Origin of the sequence: Pseudomonas sp. IPO3778 (assembly GCF_013386825.1) — a bacterium.
Classification (GTDB): domain Bacteria; phylum Pseudomonadota; class Gammaproteobacteria; order Pseudomonadales; family Pseudomonadaceae; genus Aquipseudomonas.
The window spans coordinates 85,990-105,602 of sequence record NZ_JACARC010000032.1 but is presented as its reverse complement, the minus strand read 5'-3'; the positions used below and the strand labels follow the sequence as shown (position 1 = coordinate 105,602).

Below are 19,613 nucleotides of genomic sequence, written 5' to 3'. Positions count from 1 at the left end.
AGCGTGGCCGTTGATCGCGCTGGATAAAAAAACAAGCTCAACAACACCGTGCAGTCTTTTCGGGATACAACCATGGTTGCTATTACTCCCACACCCAAAATCAAAAACCTCGACAAACTGCTGATGCATTGTCAGCGCCGGCGTCATCCGGCCAAGCACAACATCATCTGCGCGGGCGAGCGTTCGGAATCCCTGTTCTTCATTATCAAGGGCTCGGTCACCATCCTGATTGAGGATGACGATGGTCGCGAAATGATCATCGCCTACCTCAATACCGGTGATTTCTTTGGTGAACTCGGGCTTTTCGAACAAGCCGGCAAGGAACAGCAGCGCAGTGCCTGGGTGCGGGCCAAGGTCGAATGCGAAGTCGCCGAGATCAGCTATGCGAAATTTCGCGAGTTGGCCCAGCAGGATCCCGACATTCTGTACGCCTTGAGCGGCCAGATCGCCCAACGCCTGAGAGACACCACGCGCAAAGTCGGCGACCTGGCGTTTTTCGACGTCACCGGCCGGGTTGCCCGCTGCCTGCTGGAACTGTGCAAACAGCCGGACGCCATGACCCATCCCGACGGCATGCAGATCAAGATCACCCGCCAGGAAATCGGCCGGATCGTGGGTTGCTCAAGGGAAATGGTAGGTCGGGTGCTCAAGGACCTGGAAGAACGCAACCTGGTCCATGTCAAAGGCAAGACCATGGTGGTGTTCGGTACGCGCTAACCCGGCAGGAAGCTTGCCAGCATCTGTCGGTACAGCGTATCAAGCCGCGCAATCGCGTCTGGTGCCGCAAAGGCTTCGTGCAAGGCGATATGGCTTTCAGCGCGCACCCGTTGTTCCAGGCCACACGCTGCATTGAAGCGATTGACCGCCGCAATCAACTCTACACGATCGTCATCCAGCAACAGTGCACCGTGCACCAACCCCACCGGGCGCCCGCCACTCTGGCGCCAGCGCTGGGCGGTACCGACCATTTTGCGGCCATCCAGGTTGACGTTATAGCGACCGTCACAAAATGCACCGTCGATCTCACCCACCGAAGCATCGCCGCCCAGCTCGATCAGCAGGTCGCAAATCGGCTGGCACAAACGCTGATAGCCGGTTTCGATGCGGCCCGGGTCACCTTCACTGCGCGGCGGCGCGTAGACCAGTGCAATATTGACCGTGGCCGCCGACTGCGGGACCGGCTCACCGCCCGTTTCCCGCAACAGCACCGGCCAACCGGCATCAGCCGAGACCTGGCTGGCCGTCTCGAACGCCGGAAGACGGCTCAGGCGACGAGGCATTACCAGCGCTTGATCGCTGGGTTGCCAGAACAGCAGGCCAAACGGTTGCTCACCCGCGCAGACGGCGGCGAGCAAATCCTGCTCGGCCTTAAGGCCTGCCTCGACCGTCATCGCCACCGGCTGGGTCATCATCAATCCAGGGTGGAACCACTGACGGCAACGCCACGCTCCGGGAAGAACAGGCGCTGAAGTTCAGCCCCCGGGTTCTCGGCGCGCATAAAGGTTTCGCCGACCAGGAACGAGTACACACCGCTGATCTCCATCAGTTCGACATCGGCGCGATTGACGATGCCGCTTTCGGTGATCACCAACCGGTCGCGCGGAATACGCGGCAACAGGTCGAGGGTGTTTTCCAGGCTGACTTCGAAGGTATGCAGGTTGCGGTTGTTGACACCCACCAACGGTGTGTCGAGGGTTTTCAGCGCGCGCTCCAGCTCATCACCGTCGTGCACTTCCACCAACACATCCAGGCCGACACTTTTGGCCACGGCAGCCAGTTCGGCCATTTTCACGTCATCCAGTGCGGAGACGATCAACAGCACGCAATCGGCGCCCAACGCACGGGCTTCGACGATCTGGTACGGGTCAACCATGAAGTCCTTGCGGATCACCGGCAGCGAGCAGGCCGCGCGCGCTTGCTGCAGGTACAGGTCGGAGCCCTGGAAGAAGTCGATATCGGTCAACACCGAGAGGCACGTCGCACCGCCCCTCTCGTAGCTCTTGGCAATGTCTTCAGGAATGAAGATCTCGCGAATCACGCCCTTGCTCGGCGACGCTTTTTTGATTTCAGCGATGACGGCCGGCTGCTTGTCCTTGGCCTGCTTGATCAACGCATTGGCAAAACCGCGCGGTGCATCGGCGCTTTTCGCCAGGCCTTCCAGCTCGGCCAGGCTGACACGGGCACGGCGCTCAGCAACTTCTTCTGCCTTGCGGGCCAGGATTTTTTCCAGAACGGTCGGCACACTCATCCTTCATTCTCCACTTTGAACACCGCAGTAAACGCACCCAGTTCTTCGAGCTTTTCGCGCGCCAGCCCGGTGTGCAATGCATCATGAGCAAGGGCAACGCCCTCTTTGAGACTGTAGGCGTGGTCCGCGGCATACAGCGCCGCACCGGCATTGAGCACAATCATTTCTGCGGCTTTCTGGCCGTTTTCGGTCTTGCGACGCCCCAGGGCATCGCGGATCAACTCAAGGGAAGCCGCCGGGCTTTCCACCGCCAGGCCGTGCAGGCTCTGGCTTTTCATGCCGAGGTCTTCGGGCTCGACCCAATACTCGGTGACTTGGTCGTTCTTCAGTTCCGCCACGAAGGTCGGTGCCGCCAGACTGAATTCGTCCAGGCCATCCTTGGAGTGCACCACCAGCACGTGCTTGCTGCCCAGGCGTTGCAACACTTCAGCCAATGGCCGGCACAGCGCCTGGCTGAACACGCCCACTACCTGATGCTTCACGCCGGCCGGATTCGTAAGCGGGCCGAGCATGTTGAACAGGGTGCGCAAGCCCAACTCTTTGCGCGGGCCGGCGGCATGTTTCATCGCGCCATGATGGGCCTGGGCGAACATGAAGCCGATGCCGACGTTGTCGATGCAGCGCGCCACTTGTACCGGCGTCAGGTTCAGATAGATACCTGCCGCTTCCAGCAAGTCGGCGCTGCCGCTTTTACCCGACACCGCACGGTTACCGTGTTTGGCCACGGTGCAGCCGGCAGCCGCCACCACAAAGGAGGCCGCCGTCGATACGTTGAAGATATTCGCACCGTCGCCGCCAGTGCCAACCACGTCGACCACGCCGTCGAGGGTCTTGAGTTCGACTTTGTCCGCCAGCTCACGCATCACCGACACGGCACCAACGATCTCGTCGATGCTTTCGCTCTTCATGCGCATGGCCATCATGAACGCGCCGATCTGCGCGTCAGTGCATTGACCGGTCATGATCTCGCGCATCACATCGCTCATTTCAGCGGTGCTCAGGTCCAGGTGGCCGACGATACGGCTCAGGGCAGTCTTGATATCCATGAAAAGTCCTTAGCGCGTGCCGCCGCTCTGCTTGAGAAAGTTAGCGAACAGCTCAAAGCCCTGCTCGGTCAGAATCGATTCCGGGTGAAATTGCACCCCTTCGACGTTCAATGTCTTGTGACGCAGGCCCATGATCTCGTCGACGGAGCCGTCTTCCAACTGGGTCCAGGCCGTCAGCTCAAGGCACTCGGGCAGGGTTTCACGCTTGACCACCAACGAATGGTAACGGGTCACCGTCACCGGCAGGTTCAAGCCGTGGAATACGCCCTGGTCCTTATGGAACACCGGGCTGGTCTTGCCGTGCATCACCTGGCGGGCGCGAACCACATCGCCGCCGAACGCCTGGCCGATGGACTGGTGCCCCAGGCACACGCCCAGGATCGGCAGCTTGCCGGCGAAATACTTGATGGCTTCGAGGGAGATGCCGGCTTCGGTCGGCGTGCACGGGCCAGGGGAAACGACGATGCGCTCAGGGTTCAACGCGGCGATTTGGGCCACAGTCAATTCGTCGTTGCGCACCACCTTGACCTCGGCGCCGAGCTCGCCCAGGTACTGCACAACGTTGTAGGTAAAGGAATCGTAGTTATCAATCATCAGCAACATGTGGGTTAAAACCTCTTGAATTCACTGACTTCTAATGACGGCCTTCCAAGGGAGTGACCCGCTGCCAGACGCACGTTCCGGTTGCCAGGGTGAGCCGGCAAGGGGCGTCGAACAAAGGGTGAAGAAAGGCGAATCGGTACAGGTCCGGCGTGGCCGGTAGAGAAAAGTTAGGCGCGCCAACGCCAACGGGCGTGTGCCTTGACTACTCGCATCAAGAGTTTGCTGATGATCAACACGGGGAGGGTCTCATTCATACGTCCAAGCACAGTAACGTAGCCTCGCCAGCGGTGCAATATGGCGCCGCAAATACGGGGGAAACTGCCCGACCGATAATTGGCGTCAAATTTTTCAGAACCCTTGGGGGGCCGCTACAGTCACAGTGCTGAGAAAACAATAAATCATGGACGGACTCATGACCAAGACGCCTTACTTCGCTCCACTGGTCGGCTGCGTGCTCACGCTGGCCTGCTCGCAAGCCTTCGCCGCGCCGTCACCCTACTCGACCATGATTGTGTTCGGTGACAGCCTGGCCGACGCCGGGACATTCGCCGACCCTGGCGCCCCCGGCTCAACCTATCGCTTCACCAACCGCACCGGCCCGCAATACTTCGACGGCAGCGGCGAAAGCACGTCGCTGATTTCCTCAACATTACTGGGCGGCAAGCTGGGGGTTGCTCCCGGCGACCTGAATGCCTCGACCTCGCCGGAGCGGGCCGCGCTGGGCCAGGCAGACGGCAATAACTGGGCCGTCGGCGGCTACACCACCCAGCAGATCTACGACGCCATCACCGGTAACTCCACCGTCACCGATAGCGACACCGGGCAGGTGTTGCGTACACGCCCCGGATACCTGGCATCCACCGGTGGCCGAGCCGACCCCAACGCGCTGTACTTTCTGTCCGGCGGCGGTAATGACTTTCTCGACGGCCTGGTCCTCAGCCCCGATCAGGCCTCGGCTGCAGCAGGGCGCCTGGCCAACAGCGCCCAGGCCCTGCAACAGGCAGGCGCCCGCTACGTGATGGTGTGGATGCTGCCGGACCTGGGCCTGACACCTGCGGTCAATGGCACGCCGCTTCAAGGCACCGTCAGCGCCTTGGCCGGCGTCTTCAACCAGACACTGGTACAGCGCCTGTCGCAAATCGACGCGCAGATCATCCCGCTGAACATTCCATTGCTGCTCAAGGAAACCTTCGCCGACCCCGGCCGCTTTGGTTTCGCCACCGACCAGAACCTCAACCAGACCTGCTTTAGCGGTACCACCTGCAGGAACCCCGTGTATGGCGTCGGCGGTACCAACCCGGACCCGAGCAAGCTGATTTACAACGACACCGTCCACCCCACCGAAGCCGGCCAGGTGCTGATCGCCGATTACGCGTATTCGCTGCTCGCCGCCCCCTGGGAAATCACCCTGCTTCCGGAAATGGCCCAAGGCACCTTGCGCGCGCACCAGGATGAATTGCGCAACCAGTGGCAAGCCGACTCCGGCCACTGGCAGGCCGTGGGGCAATGGCGAGCCATTGTTGCCGCCGGCGGCCAACACCTGGACTTCGACGATCAAAGCAGCTCGGCCAGCGGTGACGGCAGCGGTTACAACCTGAACATCGGCGGCAGCTACCGGCTCAATGACGAATGGCGGGTGGGTGTGGCTGCAGGGTTCTATCGCCAGAGCCTTGAGGTCGGCGCCAGCGATTCGGACTACAAACTCAACAGTTATCTGGGTACTGCGTTCGCCCAGTATCAAGAAGACCACTGGTGGGCCGACGCCGCGTTGACCGGCGGCAAGCTGGACTTCGACAGCCTCAAGCGCAAGTTCGCCCTGGGCGTCAGCGAAGGCACCGAGAAAGGCGACACCGACGGCTGGCTATGGGCCTTGAGCGCACGTGTGGGCTATGACATCGCCGAGCCGAACAGCGAATGGCACTTCTCGCCCTTCATCAGCGCCGACTATTCGCGGGTCGAAGTTAACGGCTACTCGGAGAAGGATGCCCGGTCCACGGCCTTGACCTTTGATGACCAACAGCGTGACTCCAAGCGCCTGGGGATCGGCCTGCAAGCCAACTACCGCTTCACCCCGCAAACCCTCATGTTTGGCGAAGTGGCCCACGAGCACGAGTTTGAAAATGACACCCAGCGCGTGGGCATGTCCCTTAACAGCGTGCCTGGGATTGATTTCAAACTGGACGGCTACACGCCACGCAGCAATTCGGATCGCTTGAACCTGGGAATCACCCACAAGCTGACCAAGGACCTGGCGTTGAATGCGGCCTATAACGTGAGAAAGGATGACAACTTTACCCAGCAAGGGGTCAGCGTTGGGGTGAGCCTGGACTTCTGATCCGATCTTAAATCCCTCACAAAACAACTGTGGGAGCTGGCTTGCCTGCGATGGCGGTAGATCAATCAACTAATCTGTCGACTGTCACACCGCCATCGCGGGCAAGCCCGGCTCCCACATTTGGATCGAGATCAGCAGTTAGCCCTGCGGCGTTTGCTCAGCCAGCGCCACCGCCCGGAACATCGCCCGACGCTTGTTCAGCGTCTCTTCCCATTCCAGGGCCGGCACCGAGTCGGCCACAATCCCGCCGCCTGCCTGCACATGCAGTTCGCCGTCCTTGATCACCGCCGTACGGATCGCAATCGCGGTGTCCATGTTGCCGTTCCAGGCGAAATACCCCACCGCACCGCCATACACACCACGCTTCACCGGCTCCAGTTCGTCGATGATTTCCATCGCACGAATCTTCGGCGCACCCGACAGGGTGCCCGCCGGCAGGATCGCCCGCAGTGCGTCCATCGCCGTCAGCCCGGCCTTCAATTCGCCGGTGACGTTGGACACGATATGCATCACGTTGGAATAACGTTCGATCACCATCTTCTCGGTGAGCTTCACCGAACCGATCTCCGAGACGCGCCCGGTGTCATTGCGGCCCAGGTCGATCAGCATCAAGTGCTCGGCGATTTCCTTGTCGTCGCTCAACAGGTCCTGTTCCAGCGCCAGGTCAGCCTCTTCGGTCGCACCGCGAGGGCGCGTGCCGGCAATCGGGCGCACAGTGATCAGGTTGTCTTCCACACGCACCAGCACTTCCGGCGAACTGCCCACGACGTGGAAGTCGCCAAAGTTGAAGAAGTACATGTACGGCGTCGGGTTGAAGCAGCGCAGCGCCCGGTACAAATCAATCGGCGCAGCCTTGAAGTCGATGGACATGCGTTGCGACGGCACCACCTGCATGCAATCACCGGCAAGGATGTATTCCTTGATGGTATCGACGGCACGCTCGTAGTCATCCTGGGTAAAGCTGGAACGGAACACCGGATCCGCCGCCGGTGGACGGCTGAGGTCCAGGCCGCGACGCGGGGTGATCGGCTGGCGCAGTTTTTCCAGCAACGCTTCGAGGCTGGCCTGGCCTTGCTCGAACGCATCGGCCTGGGAAGGATCGGCCAACACAATCGCGTGCATCTTGCCGGCGAGGTTGTCGAACACCACCACGGCATCGGAAACCATCAGCAGAATGTCCGGCACGCCCAATGGATCGGGGTTCGGGCATTTGCCCAGGCGTTTTTCCACGTAGCGCACGCAGTCGTAGCCGAAGTAACCCACCAGGCCGCCGTTGAAACGCGGCAGGCCGGCGATGGTCGGCACGTTGTAGCGCGCCTTGAAGTCTTCGACGAAGGCCAGCGGATCTTCCACGTCGTGGCTTTCGATCTCGACGCCATCCAGGGTGATGCTGACATGGTGATCATGTACACGCAGCACCGTGCGGCATGGCAGGCCGATGATCGAATAACGGCCCCATTTCTCGCCGCCCTGCACCGACTCCAGTAGATAGGAGTTGGGCTCGTCGGCCAGTTTCAGGTAGATCGACAGCGGGGTGTCGAAGTCGGCCAGGGTTTCGCAGGCCATGGGGATACGGTTGTAGCCGGCAGCGGCCAAACGCAGGAATTCTTCGCGGATCATGAGGTGCCTCGTGGCATGAGGGTCTAACGGTCAGGTGTGCAAACGTGCCGCAGCGCGGCCAGGATCAGTCAGGCGCGCCAACGCCAGCGGGCCAGGGCCTTGATGACTTTCATCCAGAGTTTGCGAGTGACCACCACGATGGGATTTCCAGAAGGGGTTGGAACAGCGTCGGGCAACGTTATCTCAGCGCCCGCTCCCAAGCAACCGGGGATTAACAGGCGCAGGTCATCGATGACCAGCGCCGGGGATTCTTCGGCAATCGGCCGGCCATGGTTATAGCCATAACTCAAGGCCACGCACTTGACGCCTGCTGCCTTCGCCGCCAGCACATCGCTGCGCGAATCGCCGACAAACAGCGATTGGGAGGCCGGGATATTGGCCATTTTCATCACGAAGAACAGTGCAGCCGGGTCAGGTTTTTTCTGCGGCAAGGTATCGCCACCGATGATCCAGCGGAAATACCGGCCGATCTTCATCTGGTCCAGCAGCGGCGCGACGAAGCGTTCCGGCTTGTTGGTGATCAGGGCCATTTCCACGCCCTGCTTGTGCAGCCATTTCAGGGTATCGCGCACGCCGGGGTAAACCACGGTCAGCTCATGGCCGTTTTCATAGGCCACGTTGAACAGTTCCAGCGCATGCTCGGCCTCCACCTCATCGACACCCTCGGCGTCGATATGGTTGGCCAGGGCCCGGCGTACCAGCATGTGCACGCCGTTGCCAACCCACTCGCGCACCGATTCGACACCCGCCGGCTGGCGACCGAGCTTGAGCAGCGTGGCGTCCACGGCAGCCGCCAGATCCGGCACCGAATCGATCAACGTACCGTCCAGATCGAACATCACCAGCCGTGGCAGTTTGCCGGGGAACAGCTGCTCAAAGCCGCTCATGGACGCGCCAGCGCCAGTTCTGCACGCATCTTGGCGATCACTTCCTGATAGTCCGGCGCGTTGAAGATCGCCGAACCGGCGACAAACGTGTCGGCACCGGCTGCGGCGATTTCGCGGATGTTGTTGACGTTGACGCCACCGTCGATCTCCAGGCGGATATCACGGCCCGAGGCATCGATCAGCGCCCGCGCCTGGCGCAGCTTGTCGAGGGTGCCGGGGATGAACTTCTGCCCGCCAAAGCCCGGGTTGACGCTCATCAGCAGCACCATGTCGACCTTGTCCATCACGTACTCGAGCACGCTCAACGGCGTGGCCGGGTTGAACACCAGGCCCGCCTTGCAACCGCCTTCGCGGATCAGTTGCAGGGAACGGTCGACGTGCAGCGTGGCTTCCGGGTGGAAGGTGATGTAGGTCGCGCCGGCTTCGATGAAGTCACCGACGATGCGGTCCACCGGGCTGACCATCAAGTGCGCGTCGATCGGCGCGGTCACGCCGTATTTACGCAGGGCGGCGCAGACCATCGGACCAATGGTCAGGTTCGGTACATAGTGGTTGTCCATGACATCGAAGTGAACGAAGTCGGCACCGGCGGCCAACACGTTGTCCACTTCCTCACCCAGGCGGGCGAAGTCGGCGGAGAGAATCGATGGAGCAATGACGAAGGGCTGCATGACGCACCTTTTTGAGCTAAATCACGATGGCGCGCATTGTATACCTCATGCTTTGCCGCGCGCACCGTGACCTCGCTCAATGGTTAGAACGCTGCCCGGTAGATTTTCTCGATATCGGCCGCACTGAGCTTGCGCGGATTGTTGCGCATCAGGCGCTCGATCCCCGCCGCTTCTACCGCCATGGCCGGGATCGCGTCTTCGGGTACCCCGAAGCTGCGCAGTCCGGACGGGATCTCCACCGCGGCACACAGTCGCGTCATCGCATCAACCGCCTGGTCGGCGGCATCCACCGCGCTTAGCCCCGTGACATTCACGCCCATGGCCTGGGCAATCTCCTGCATGCGCTCCACACATGCCAGCTTGTTCCAGTGCATCACGTAGGGCAGCAGCAAGGCGTTGCTCACGCCATGGGCGATGTTGAAGCGCCCGCCCAACGGATACGCCAACGCATGCACGGCGCCCACGCCGGCATTACCAAACGCCATCCCGGCCATCAGGCTGGCGGTGGCCATGTCGTCACGGGCTTGCAGGTTGGCCGGGTTGGCGTACGCCTTGGGCAGCGCCTTGGCGATCAGCTTGATCGCGCCAATCGCCAGCGCATCGGTGATCGGCGAGGCATTCAGCGACAGGTAGGATTCGATGGCATGCACCAGCGCGTCTACACCGCTGGCAGCCGTGACACCACGGGGGCAGGTCAGGGTCATTTGCGGGCTGATCAGGGCCACGTCCGGCAGCAGGTAATCGCTGACGATGCCTTTTTTCAATTGCGCAACCTTGTCCGACAGAATCGCCACATTGGTCACCTCCGAACCGGTACCGGCGGTGGTGGGGATCGCGATCAGCGGCGGGCCTTTGCGGGGCACCTGGTCAACGCCGAACAGGTCGGCCAGGGCCCCGTGGTAACCGGCGTAGGCCGCCACGCTCTTGGCGATGTCGATGGCACTGCCGCCGCCCAGGCCGATCAGCCCGTCATGCCCGCCTTCGCGGTAGACGCGCATGCAGTCTTCGACAATGGCGATTTCCGGGTCGGGCAGTACGCGGTCGAAGATTTCATAGGTCCGTTCGCCCAAGTGGGCCAGCGCCAGCGCCACGGTACCGGACTTGACCAGCGCCGCATCGGTGACAATCAGCGGGTTGTCCACGTCCAGCCGCGTCAGCTCGGCAGCCAGTTGCTCGATGGCGCCGGGGCCGGTGAGCAGTTTGTGGGCGATCTTGAATGAGGAAGTACTCATGTGCGCGGCCTCTTATCAGTTGTGGGCTGGCACAAGAGTAGCTTGGGATTTGAGGTTGTCTCCCATTCATGGGCTGAATGCGATCAACTGTGGCAGCGGGCTTGCTCGCGAATGCGGTGCGTCAGTCACTCTATTTATTAACTGATCCAACGCATTCGCGAGCAAGCCCGCTCCCACATTCCGATCTCGACTCGGTCTTTAGACTTGGGCGGTGCGCAGCTTTTCGCTGCGCCCGCGCAGCCATTCCAGGGTCAGCAACAGCACCACCGAGAAGGCGATCAGCAAGGTCGCCGCCGCCGCGATGGTGGGGCTGAGGTTTTCGCGAATACCGCTGAACATCTGCCGAGGCAAGGTCGCCTGCTCAGGTCCTGCGAGGAACAGCGTCACGACCACCTCATCAAACGAGGTAGCAAAGGCAAACAGCGCTCCGGAAATCACCCCCGGCGCAATCAGCGGCAAGGTCACCCGGCGAAACGCCGTCAGCGGTGACGCACCCAGGCTGGCCGCCGCCCGCACCAGGTTATGGTTGAACCCTTGCAAGGTCGCCGACACGGTGATGATCACAAACGGCACGCCCAGCACCGCGTGCACCACGATCAGCGAGAAGAAGCTGTTGCCCAGGCCCAGCGGCGCGAAGAACAGGTAACTGGCCACGCCGATAATCACCACGGGCACCACCATCGGCGAAATCACCAGGGCCATTACCAGCGCCTTGCCGGGGAAATGCCCGCGGGTCAGGCCAATTGCCGCCAGCGTGCCGAACACCATCGCCAGCACCGTCGCCGCCGGGGCGACGATGATGCTGTTCTTCAGGGCGCGCATCCATTCCGCCGAACCGAAGAAGTCCTGGTACCAGTGCAGCGAGAAACCTTGCAACGGGTACACCAGGAAACTCCCGCTGTTGAACGACAGCGGGATGATCACCAGCACCGGCAGGATCAGGAACAACAGGATCAGGCCGCAGAGAATCCGCAAGCTGTAGAACCAGACCCGTTCCACGGGCGACATATAAGGGCTCAGCATCGCAACGGTCTCCTTAGCTCAGGCGCAGGCGGCTGGCGCCCACCAGCCAGTTGTAGATCAGGTACAGCACCACGGTGGCCAGCAGCAGCAAGCCGCCCAGGGCCGTGGCCATGCCCCAGTTGATGCTGGTGTTGGTGTAGAACGCCACGAAGTAGCTGACCATCTGGTCGTTCGGGCTGCCCAGCAAGGCCGGGGTGATGTAGTAGCCGATCGCCAAGATGAACACCAACAGGCAGCCGGCGCCAACGCCTGCATAGGTCTGTGGGAAGTACACGCGCCAAAAGCTGGCGAACGGGTGGCAGCCCAGGGAAATCGCCGCCCGCATATAGGTGGGCGAGATGCCTTTCATCACGCTGTAGATCGGCAGGATCATGAACGGCAGCAAGATGTGCACCATGGAGATGTAGACCCCCAGCCGGTTGAACACCAACTCCACCGGTTTATCGATCAGGCCCATGCCCATCAGCGCGCTGTTGATCAAGCCGCCGGACTGCAGCAACACGATCCAGGCCGCTACGCGCACCAGCACCGACGTCCAGAACGGCAGCAGTACCAGGATCATCAGCAGGTTGCTTTGCCGCGCCGGCAAGTTGGCCAGCAGGTACGCCAGCGGGTACGCCAGCAGCAGGCAGCACACGGTGATCACCAGGCCCATCCAGAACGTCCGGGCGAAGATATCGAGGTAGATCGCCTGGTCGGGGGTGGCCGGGGCGATTTCGCCGAGGTCGTCGATGCGGTGATCAACAGCCGCCAGCAGGTAGTACGGCGTGAGGCTGCTGGTGTTGCGCCGGATCGCCTGCCAGTACGCCGGGTCGCCCCAGCGTTCGTCGAGGTTTTCCAGCGCTTCTTTATAGGAGGCAGGCGCTTCGGTAAACGGCAGCGCCCGCGCGGTTTTTGTCAGCAGGCTGCGATAGCCCGCCAGTTCCATGTTCAAGCGTTTCGACAGATCGCCCAGGGTCGAGTTTTTCCGGGCTTCGCCCAGGTCTTCGCTGATGGCCTGGTACACCGGCTCGCCGGGCAAGCCACGACCGTCCCAGGCCGTCACCGCCACCACCGTGCGCGGCAGGCCGCCCACCACTTCCGGGTTGCCCACGCTTTTGTAAAGCAGCGCCACAATCGGCACCAGGAACACCAGCAGCAAAAACACCACCAGCGGCGCGATCAAGGCCTGGGCCTTCCAGCGGTTGAGCCGCTCGGCACGCGCCAGGCGCTGTTTCAGGGTGGGGCTGGGAATGGCGATGGCCATGACGAACTCCGGATTCTTAAACATAAATGAAAAACGTGGGTGTAGCGCTTGTCCTGTGGCGAGGGAGCTTGCTCCCGCTGGGGTGCGAAGCGGCCCCAAAAGATGGGACTGCTGTGCAGTCCAGCGGGAGCAAGCTCCCTCGCCACAAGGTTGGTGTCACATCAGCGACCGGGTTACTTGGCCGCCCACGCGTTAAAGCGCTGCTCCAGTTGCTCACCGTTATCCGCCCAGAAGCTCACGTCGATCTGCACCTGGTTGGCGATGTTTTCCGGCGTGGTCGGCATGTCCTTGAGGATGTCCTTCGCCAACAACGGTACGGCTTGGGTATTGGCCGGGCCGTAGGCGATGTTTTCCGAGTAGGTCTTCTGCTGCTGCGGCTGCACCGAGAAGGCGATGAATTTCTTCGCCGCGTCGGCACGGTCTTTCGCCAGGCCTTTTGGAATCGCCCAGGCGTCAAAGTCGTAGATCCCGCCGTTCCACACCACTTTCAGGTTGCTCTCTTTCTGCACGGCCGCGATCCGGCCGTTGTAGGCAGAACTCATCACGACGTCGCCAGAAGCGAGGTATTGCGGCGGTTGGGCGCCCGCTTCCCACCACTGGATGTACGGCTTGAGCTCATCGAGTTTCTTGAACGCACGGTCCTGGCCATCTTTGCCGGCCAGCACCTTGTACACATCCTTCGGCGCCACGCCATCAGCCATCAAGGCGAATTCCAGGGTGTACTTGGCGCCCTTGCGCAGGCCGCGTTTGCCCGGGAATTTCTTGGTGTCCCAGAAATCGGCCCAGCCGCCGGGCGGTGCTTTCAGTTTGTCGGCGTTGTAGGCCAGCACGGTGGACCACACAAAGAAGCCCACGCCACACGGCTGGATAGCACCTTTGACGTAGTCGCCCGGGTTGCCGAACAGTTTCGGGTCCAGGGGTTCAAACATGTCTTCGTCACAGCCACGGGACAGTTCCGGCGACTCGACTTCCACCAGGTCCCAGGACACGCTCTTGGTGTCGACCATGGCCTTGACCTTGGCCATTTCACCGTTGTACTCGCCGGCGATGATCTTGCCGTTGCCCGCGCTTTCCCACGGTGCATAGAAGGCCTTGACCTGCGCCGCCTTGTTCGCGCCACCGAAGGACACGACCGTCAAATCAGGGCCTGCCATGGCCTGTGTCGCGCCCATCAAGCTCAGAGCCAGGGCCGAATATTTCAGGGATCTCAACATTGTTGTTCTCTCCACGTGCGAGGTTGGTGAAGCAAGGGGGCGATCAATTCGCCTCTAGAAGTGGGTCGAGTGCGCGAACGTGCTCGACTTGCCAGCCAATCGGTACCACGTCGCCAACCGCCAGGGCCGTGTCCAGCTCGGCGATCGGTTGTTTCACAAAAAAATCGGTCTTGCCGCAGACTTCCAGGCGCACCCGCACGTGGTCGCCCAGGTAGATGAATTCGGCCACCCGCCCGGAGAAGCGGTTGACGCAGCTCTCGCTGGAGCCATTCAGGCTGACGCGTTCCGGGCGTACCGACAGGGTCACCGGGCCGCCGACCTGGCCGACGTTCACCGCCAGCGCCTCAACCTTCTCGCCGCGCGCCAGCTCAACCACGCAGCGGTCGCCGGTGTGGCTGTGCAGGCGGCCATTGAGGCGGTTGTTCTCGCCGATGAAGTTGGCGACGAAGGTGTTTTTCGGCTCTTCATACAAGGTGCGCGGCGCGGCGATCTGCTGGATCTCGCCCTGATGGAATACCGCCACCCGGTCGGACATGGTCAGCGCTTCGCCCTGGTCGTGGGTCACGTACACCACGGTGACGCCGAGGCGCTGGTGCAGGTGCTTGATTTCCATCTGCATGTGTTCACGCAGCTGCTTGTCGAGGGCGCCGAGGGGTTCGTCCATCAGCACCAGTTGCGGTTCGAACACCAGTGCACGGGCCAGGGCCACACGCTGTTGCTGGCCGCCGGAGAGTTGCGCCGGGTAGCGCTGGGCGAAGGCATCGAGCTGCACCATGCTCAGCACGCGCTTTACCCGCTCGCTGATGTCGGTCTTGCTCAAGCCGCGCACCGAGAGCGGAAACGCCAGGTTCTCGGCGACGGTCATGTGCGGGAACAGCGCGTAATTCTGGAACACCATGCCGATGTCGCGCTTGTGGGGCGGCACGTTGTTGATGGAGCGGCCGGCCAGCTGGATCTCGCCGGCGGTGGGGGTTTCAAAACCGGCGAGCATCATCAGGCTGGTGGTCTTGCCCGACCCGGACGGCCCGAGCAGGGTCAGGAACTCGCCCTTGCGAATCTCCAGGTTGAGGTCTTTGACGATCAGGTTCTCGCCGTCGTAGCTCTTTTGCACGCCACGAAAGCTGACCAGCACATCATTTGAATCCACCTCGCTCATACCCGCACCTTTTTGTTTTGGACTGCCATCGAACAAGCGTAGTCCAGCCGCAAGCCCCCGGAAATCGGGGGCCCGGAGAGATTGGCATCAGCAGGATGGAAGGTTTGGGGTAGGGATTGCCCTACACGGATGGCGGGCACAGAACAGTGCGACAGCTACACGCGGCAGGAATGGGGTTTTCGGGGCCTGTGGGTGGTCGCAAATAGACAGGTGGTTATAAAAGCTTGTGTTCCATGGCGTACTTCACCAGTTCCGCCAGGGAGGTGATATTGAGCTTTTGCATCAGGCGCGCCTTGTGGGTGCTGATGGTTTTGCTGCTCAACGCCAACTGCTGGGCGATGTCGTTGACGTTGGCGCCCTGGGCCAGGCGCTCGAACACCGAGAACTCGCGCTCCGACAGCAGCGAGTGCAAGGGCCGGGAATCGGTGAGGCCGACTTCAAACACCATGCGGTCTGCCAGGTCCGGGTCGATATACCGTCCACCCGCTGCGACCTTGCGGATCGCCGTCAGCAGCAACGCCGGGTCGCTGTCCTTGGTGGCATAGCCGGCGGCACCGACCTTCAGTGCACGGGCGGCCATTTGCGCTTCGTCGTGCATCGACAGCACCAGGATCGCCGGCGGGTTATTCAGCGCACGAATCCGCGGGATCGCTTCCAGGCCGTTGACGCCGGGCATCGAGATGTCCAGCAACACCACCTCGCAGGGCACGTGGCGCAGGGTTTCCAGCAACTGCTCGCCATTGCTCGCCTCGCCCACCACCAGCAGGTCCTTGGCCAGGCCGATCAGTTGCTTGATGCCTTCGCGAACGATGGTGTGGTCTTCGGCTACCAGTACACGGATCACTGTGGAGGTCCTCTTCTTTTGGTTATCAATCCAGGGGCACCGTCACACTCAGGGTGGTGCCCTCGCCCAACTCGCTGTCCAGGCTCAATTGCCCGCCCATGATCAGCACCCGCTCGCGCATGCCCACCAGGCCAAATGACACCGGGCGGCCCGGCGCTTGAACAAAACCCGCACCATCGTCGCTGATGGTCAGCCGCAGGTGCGCGCCCTCCACCACCAGCGTCAGCTCGACAGTATGCGCCCGGGCATGGCGCATCACATTGGTCAGCGCCTCCTGCAGGATGCGGAACAGGCCGATGGCCTTGGCGTCGCTCAGGGCCGGCAGGTTATCCGGCACCTGCACCAGGCAGGGAATCTGGGTGCGGGCTTCGAAACGCCGGGCCTGCCATTCGATCGCCGAGGCAATCCCGGCATCGAGGATCGGCGGACGCAGGGCGGTGGCCACATCACGTACCAGTTGGAACAGTTGGGCAATCAGGCGCTTCATGCTGTTCAGCCGCTCGTGCAGGCCGGGGTCGAGTTGGGCGTAGGTCAGTTCGCACATCGAGGTTTCCAGCTTGAGCACGGTGAGCATTTGCCCCAGTTCGTCGTGCACTTCCCGGGCAATGCGGGCCTTTTCCTCTTCACGCACCGTTTCCAGGTGGGCGGACAGTTCCCGCAGTTGGGCGCGGGAGGCGTCCAGCTCCAGTTCGATGCGCTTGCTCTCGCTGATGTCCCAGACAATTCCGTCCCAGACCACAGCGCCATCTTCGAGACGGCGGCTGACGGCCTTGATCTCGGTCCAACGCTGCTCACCCGTGCGCGTCAGCAGGCGACCTTGCCATGTCCAGTTGCTTTCAGTGTCCGTGGCCTGGTCCTGGGTGCGGTGGTAGCTGGCGCGGTCCTCGGGATGCACCAGGTTGCGGATCCCCATGTCCCGGTGGCTGAGCACTGCGGGGGAGTAACCCACCAGACCTTCGCTGCCCTGGCTGATATAGGCAAACTCGATGTCGGCGCTCATCGGCAAGCGCTCCAGGCGAAACACCAGCCCCGGCACGTTGGCCGCGATCCCTTGCAGGCGCGCTTCACTTTCCTGCAAGGCCGCGAGCGCCCGGCGACGCTCCGTGACGTCGTTGAGGTAAACCAGCAGGTATTCGCCGTCGGCAAACCGCAGGAAACTCAGGGACACATCAGCCGGCAGCACGCTGCCATCGGCCCGCAGGCAATTTGTGGCAAAACTTTGCGGCCCGTCTTCACTGGCCCGGGCGCGTTTCCACAGGTTGAGCCAGCGGTCCATGGTCAGCGTCGGGTCGAATTCGATCAGCGGACGTTCGATCAGCGCGCCGGGGGCGTAGCCGAGCATGGTTTCTGCCGCACGGTTCGCGTAGCGCACATGGCTGTCCCAATTGACCCACAGGATGCCGACGGTGCTTTGATCAATGGAGAACTGGGTCAGGCGCAACGCCTCGGCACCGGCGGCGCGGGCGGCACTTTCCTCGCGGGCAGCCAATAGGTTGTGCTCCAGGCCACGTTGCTGGCGGCGCTGCCAGAACACCACGGCCAGGCTGGCCAACAAGAGCAGGCCCAACAGCAGCGTGAGGTTTTGCCAGAAGCCGGGCGACTCGGTTACCCGCGGGTATTTGGGCTGCAGCCAGCGCGCGTGCAACTGGTCCAGGTCGCGCGCGGGGATCGTGCGCAAGGCGCTTTGCATGATGTCGGCCAGTTCCGGCCAGTCGCGTCGCGTTGCTACCCGCAGCAATTGCGGCAGGCCGATATCGCCCACCACGGCGAGGCCGGCAAATTCGGGCTCGCCAGACAAACGGCTCAATTGCGCCTCATCCACCACCGCATACCGGGCCTGTTGACTCACCAGCAGTTGCAGGGCCTGGCGCTCCATGGGCACGCCTTGCAGGTTGAGACTCGGGTAGGTGCTGCGCAGGTAATCGGCCACCGCGCTGGGCATGCGCACGGCGACGCGAGATTGGTCGTCGAGTTTTTCCAGGTCGACCGCCGTGCCGCCATCGCGAACCCCGACGATGTGCTGGGGCACGCGCATATAAGGGTCGGAAAACAACCACAAGCGCAGGCCGGCCGGGGTCTGTAACAGGCCGGGGGCGAGGTCGACCTCGCCGTCCCGCACCGCCGCCTCCAGTTGCTCCTGATTGGGGAAATTGCGCCAGGTCAGGTCAATGTTCAGCGCCTTGGCCAGCCATTGCATCAGCTCGACATTCGCCCCGGACAGCCGCTGCAAGCGCCGATCGTATTGAGCATACGGCGCCTGCAACACCAGGCCGACCCGCAGGTCCGGGTGCTGGCCCAGCCATTCACGCTGGCCCGCATCGAGCGGCGCCGGGTGAGCGGCAGGCGCAGGCACAGCGCCCGCGATCAAGGGAAAGCATAAACAGCCGATAACCAGCAGGTAGCGAAAACCCATGATCCACGTCTCATAGCACTGACAAATACTGACCAACCCATTAGGCTGCCGGAATCACTTCTGGCCGGAAATCAACGATGCCACTTTCCCACCGTTCGGCACTGCCAGCATTGTGCCTGTCGCTGCTGTTTACCAGCGCCTTTTGTGTCGCAGCCGCCGACACTCCCGCACCTGCCCCGGAAAAACCGGTGGTGCGCCAGCCCTTGCCCGAGCGCAGCCAGGAAGAAGCCAACGCCCTGGAGCGACAAATCCCGCAACAGGAACAGCAACAGTTGCAGGCGGGCAGCGATTCTTTCCTCGCCTTGTGGAAGCCGGCCAACAGTGGCGAACCCGAGGGCGTGGTGATTATCGTCCCGGGCAACGGCGAAAGTGCTGACTGGCCTCAAGCAGTCGGGCCATTACGCCAGAAATTACCGGATGCGGCCTGGGGCACCCTCAGTTTGTCCCTGCCGGACCTGACCCTCGACACGCTGCCACCCCGCGTTATCGAATCGCCAAAAGCGGCCGTGGACACCAGCAGCAAAGACGCCAGCACCGTGGCCAAACCTGTGGAGCAAGCCGCCAGTGCCGAAGCGGAAGGCACCGACCCGGCCGGCCTTGCGGGTAGCGAAGAACAAGACAAGACCGACACCACGCGAATCTTCGCGCGCATTGATGCCGCCCTCGCCTTCGCCCAGACCCAGAACGCCCGCAGCATTGTGCTGCTCGGCCACGGCACTGGCGCCTGGTGGGCCGCGCGCTACCTGAGTGAAAAACAACCGGCGCAGGTGCAAAAATTTGTCATGGTGGCCGGGCAGACCCCGGCGGGCCGTGCCCCGGACCTGCAACAACTGGCACCGAAACTGAAGCTGGCCACGGCAGACTTTTTCTACCAGGACAACGCCCAGGCACGTAAAGCGGCCCAGGAACGTTCCCAGGCCAGCAAGCGTTTGAAGAATGACAGCTACAAGCAGGTGTCCCTAAAGGCCTTCCCCGATAACAGCCAGGCCGGGCAAGAACAACTGTACCGCCGGGTACGCGGGTGGTTGAGCCCACAAGCCAGCGGGAGTTGAGCGCAGTTTTTGAAACGGATGAA

17 protein-coding genes are annotated in these 19,613 nt (G+C 62.1%); 3 read left to right on the top strand and 14 right to left on the bottom strand.

What is annotated here, in order from left to right; all coding sequences use genetic code 11:
• Positions 1 to 72 precede the first annotated feature (72 nt).
• The gene (crp, locus tag HX855_RS15880; protein WP_177088822.1) at positions 73 to 717 is read left to right on the top strand and encodes a cAMP-activated global transcriptional regulator CRP; all 645 of its coding nucleotides are present in this window, start codon (positions 73 to 75) and stop codon (positions 715 to 717) included.
• Here the strand turns inward: crp and HX855_RS15875 are convergent.
• Genes HX855_RS15875 through HX855_RS15860 form a run of 4 tightly spaced genes read right to left on the bottom strand, consistent with a single transcriptional unit; the run spans position 714 to position 3,897 of the window.
• The gene (locus tag HX855_RS15875; RefSeq protein WP_177088823.1) at positions 714 to 1,409 is read right to left on the bottom strand and encodes a lipoate--protein ligase family protein; all 696 of its coding nucleotides are present in this window, start codon (positions 1,407 to 1,409) and stop codon (positions 714 to 716) included. The genes crp and HX855_RS15875 overlap by 4 nt on opposite strands.
• A gap of 2 nt (positions 1,410 to 1,411) precedes the next feature.
• The gene (gene trpC / locus HX855_RS15870) at positions 1,412 to 2,248 is read right to left on the bottom strand and encodes an indole-3-glycerol phosphate synthase TrpC (RefSeq protein WP_177088824.1); all 837 of its coding nucleotides are present in this window, start codon (positions 2,246 to 2,248) and stop codon (positions 1,412 to 1,414) included.
• The gene (gene trpD / locus HX855_RS15865) at positions 2,245 to 3,294 is read right to left on the bottom strand and encodes an anthranilate phosphoribosyltransferase (protein ID WP_177088825.1); all 1,050 of its coding nucleotides are present in this window, start codon (positions 3,292 to 3,294) and stop codon (positions 2,245 to 2,247) included. Before trpD ends, trpC begins: the two co-directional genes overlap by 4 nt.
• Before the next feature lie 9 nt (positions 3,295 to 3,303).
• Entirely contained in the window at positions 3,304 to 3,897 is a 594-nt protein-coding gene (locus HX855_RS15860; RefSeq protein WP_177088826.1) for an aminodeoxychorismate/anthranilate synthase component II, read from the bottom strand.
• A 412-nt stretch (positions 3,898 to 4,309) separates the two neighbouring features.
• Between HX855_RS15860 and estP the strand changes: the two genes are divergently transcribed.
• Positions 4,310 to 6,232 (top strand): esterase EstP, encoded by a 1,923-nt coding sequence (gene estP / locus HX855_RS15855; protein WP_177088827.1) that lies wholly within the window; start codon positions 4,310 to 4,312, stop codon positions 6,230 to 6,232.
• 138 nt (positions 6,233 to 6,370) lie between these two features.
• On the opposite strand, the gene trpE is transcribed toward estP, so the two are convergent.
• From trpE to HX855_RS15805, 10 genes are all read right to left on the bottom strand, one after another.
• Positions 6,371 to 7,852 carry an anthranilate synthase component I gene (gene trpE, locus HX855_RS15850; protein WP_010167244.1) on the bottom strand — a complete coding sequence of 494 codons (1,482 nt, stop codon included), beginning with the start codon at positions 7,850 to 7,852 and terminating at the stop codon, positions 6,371 to 6,373.
• Between the two features lie 68 nt (positions 7,853 to 7,920).
• The gene (locus HX855_RS15845; RefSeq protein WP_177088828.1) at positions 7,921 to 8,739 is read right to left on the bottom strand and encodes a phosphoglycolate phosphatase; all 819 of its coding nucleotides are present in this window, start codon (positions 8,737 to 8,739) and stop codon (positions 7,921 to 7,923) included.
• Positions 8,736 to 9,410 (bottom strand): ribulose-phosphate 3-epimerase, encoded by a 675-nt coding sequence (rpe, locus tag HX855_RS15840; RefSeq protein ID WP_088423373.1) that lies wholly within the window; start codon positions 9,408 to 9,410, stop codon positions 8,736 to 8,738. Before rpe ends, HX855_RS15845 begins: the two co-directional genes overlap by 4 nt.
• Before the next feature lie 83 nt (positions 9,411 to 9,493).
• On the bottom strand, positions 9,494 to 10,642 hold the full coding sequence (locus HX855_RS15835; protein ID WP_177088829.1) for an iron-containing alcohol dehydrogenase: 1,149 nt from the start codon (positions 10,640 to 10,642) through the stop codon (positions 9,494 to 9,496).
• 198 nt (positions 10,643 to 10,840) lie between these two features.
• Complete coding sequence (locus tag HX855_RS15830) at positions 10,841 to 11,665, bottom strand: ABC transporter permease (protein WP_003210970.1); 825 nt, start codon at positions 11,663 to 11,665, stop codon at positions 10,841 to 10,843.
• 13 nt (positions 11,666 to 11,678) lie between these two features.
• A complete protein-coding gene (locus HX855_RS15825; protein ID WP_010167250.1) occupies positions 11,679 to 12,911 on the bottom strand; it encodes an ABC transporter permease in 1,233 nt (410 codons plus the stop codon).
• Positions 12,912 to 13,084: 173 nt separating this feature from the next.
• A complete protein-coding gene (locus HX855_RS15820; RefSeq protein ID WP_177088830.1) occupies positions 13,085 to 14,125 on the bottom strand; it encodes an ABC transporter substrate-binding protein in 1,041 nt (346 codons plus the stop codon).
• A gap of 43 nt (positions 14,126 to 14,168) precedes the next feature.
• Entirely contained in the window at positions 14,169 to 15,281 is a 1,113-nt protein-coding gene (locus tag HX855_RS15815) for an ABC transporter ATP-binding protein (protein ID WP_177088831.1), read from the bottom strand.
• Between the two features lie 214 nt (positions 15,282 to 15,495).
• Entirely contained in the window at positions 15,496 to 16,125 is a 630-nt protein-coding gene (locus HX855_RS15810) for a response regulator transcription factor (RefSeq protein WP_003210977.1), read from the bottom strand.
• Between the two features lie 25 nt (positions 16,126 to 16,150).
• A complete protein-coding gene (locus HX855_RS15805) occupies positions 16,151 to 18,538 on the bottom strand; it encodes a PAS domain S-box protein (RefSeq protein WP_177088832.1) in 2,388 nt (795 codons plus the stop codon).
• A 77-nt stretch (positions 18,539 to 18,615) separates the two neighbouring features.
• Here HX855_RS15805 and HX855_RS15800 point away from each other — a divergent pair, with 77 nt between their 5' ends.
• Positions 18,616 to 19,590, top strand: coding sequence for an alpha/beta hydrolase family protein (locus tag HX855_RS15800; protein WP_177088833.1), 975 nt, complete (start codon positions 18,616 to 18,618; stop codon positions 19,588 to 19,590).
• Positions 19,591 to 19,613: the final 23 nt, after the last annotated feature.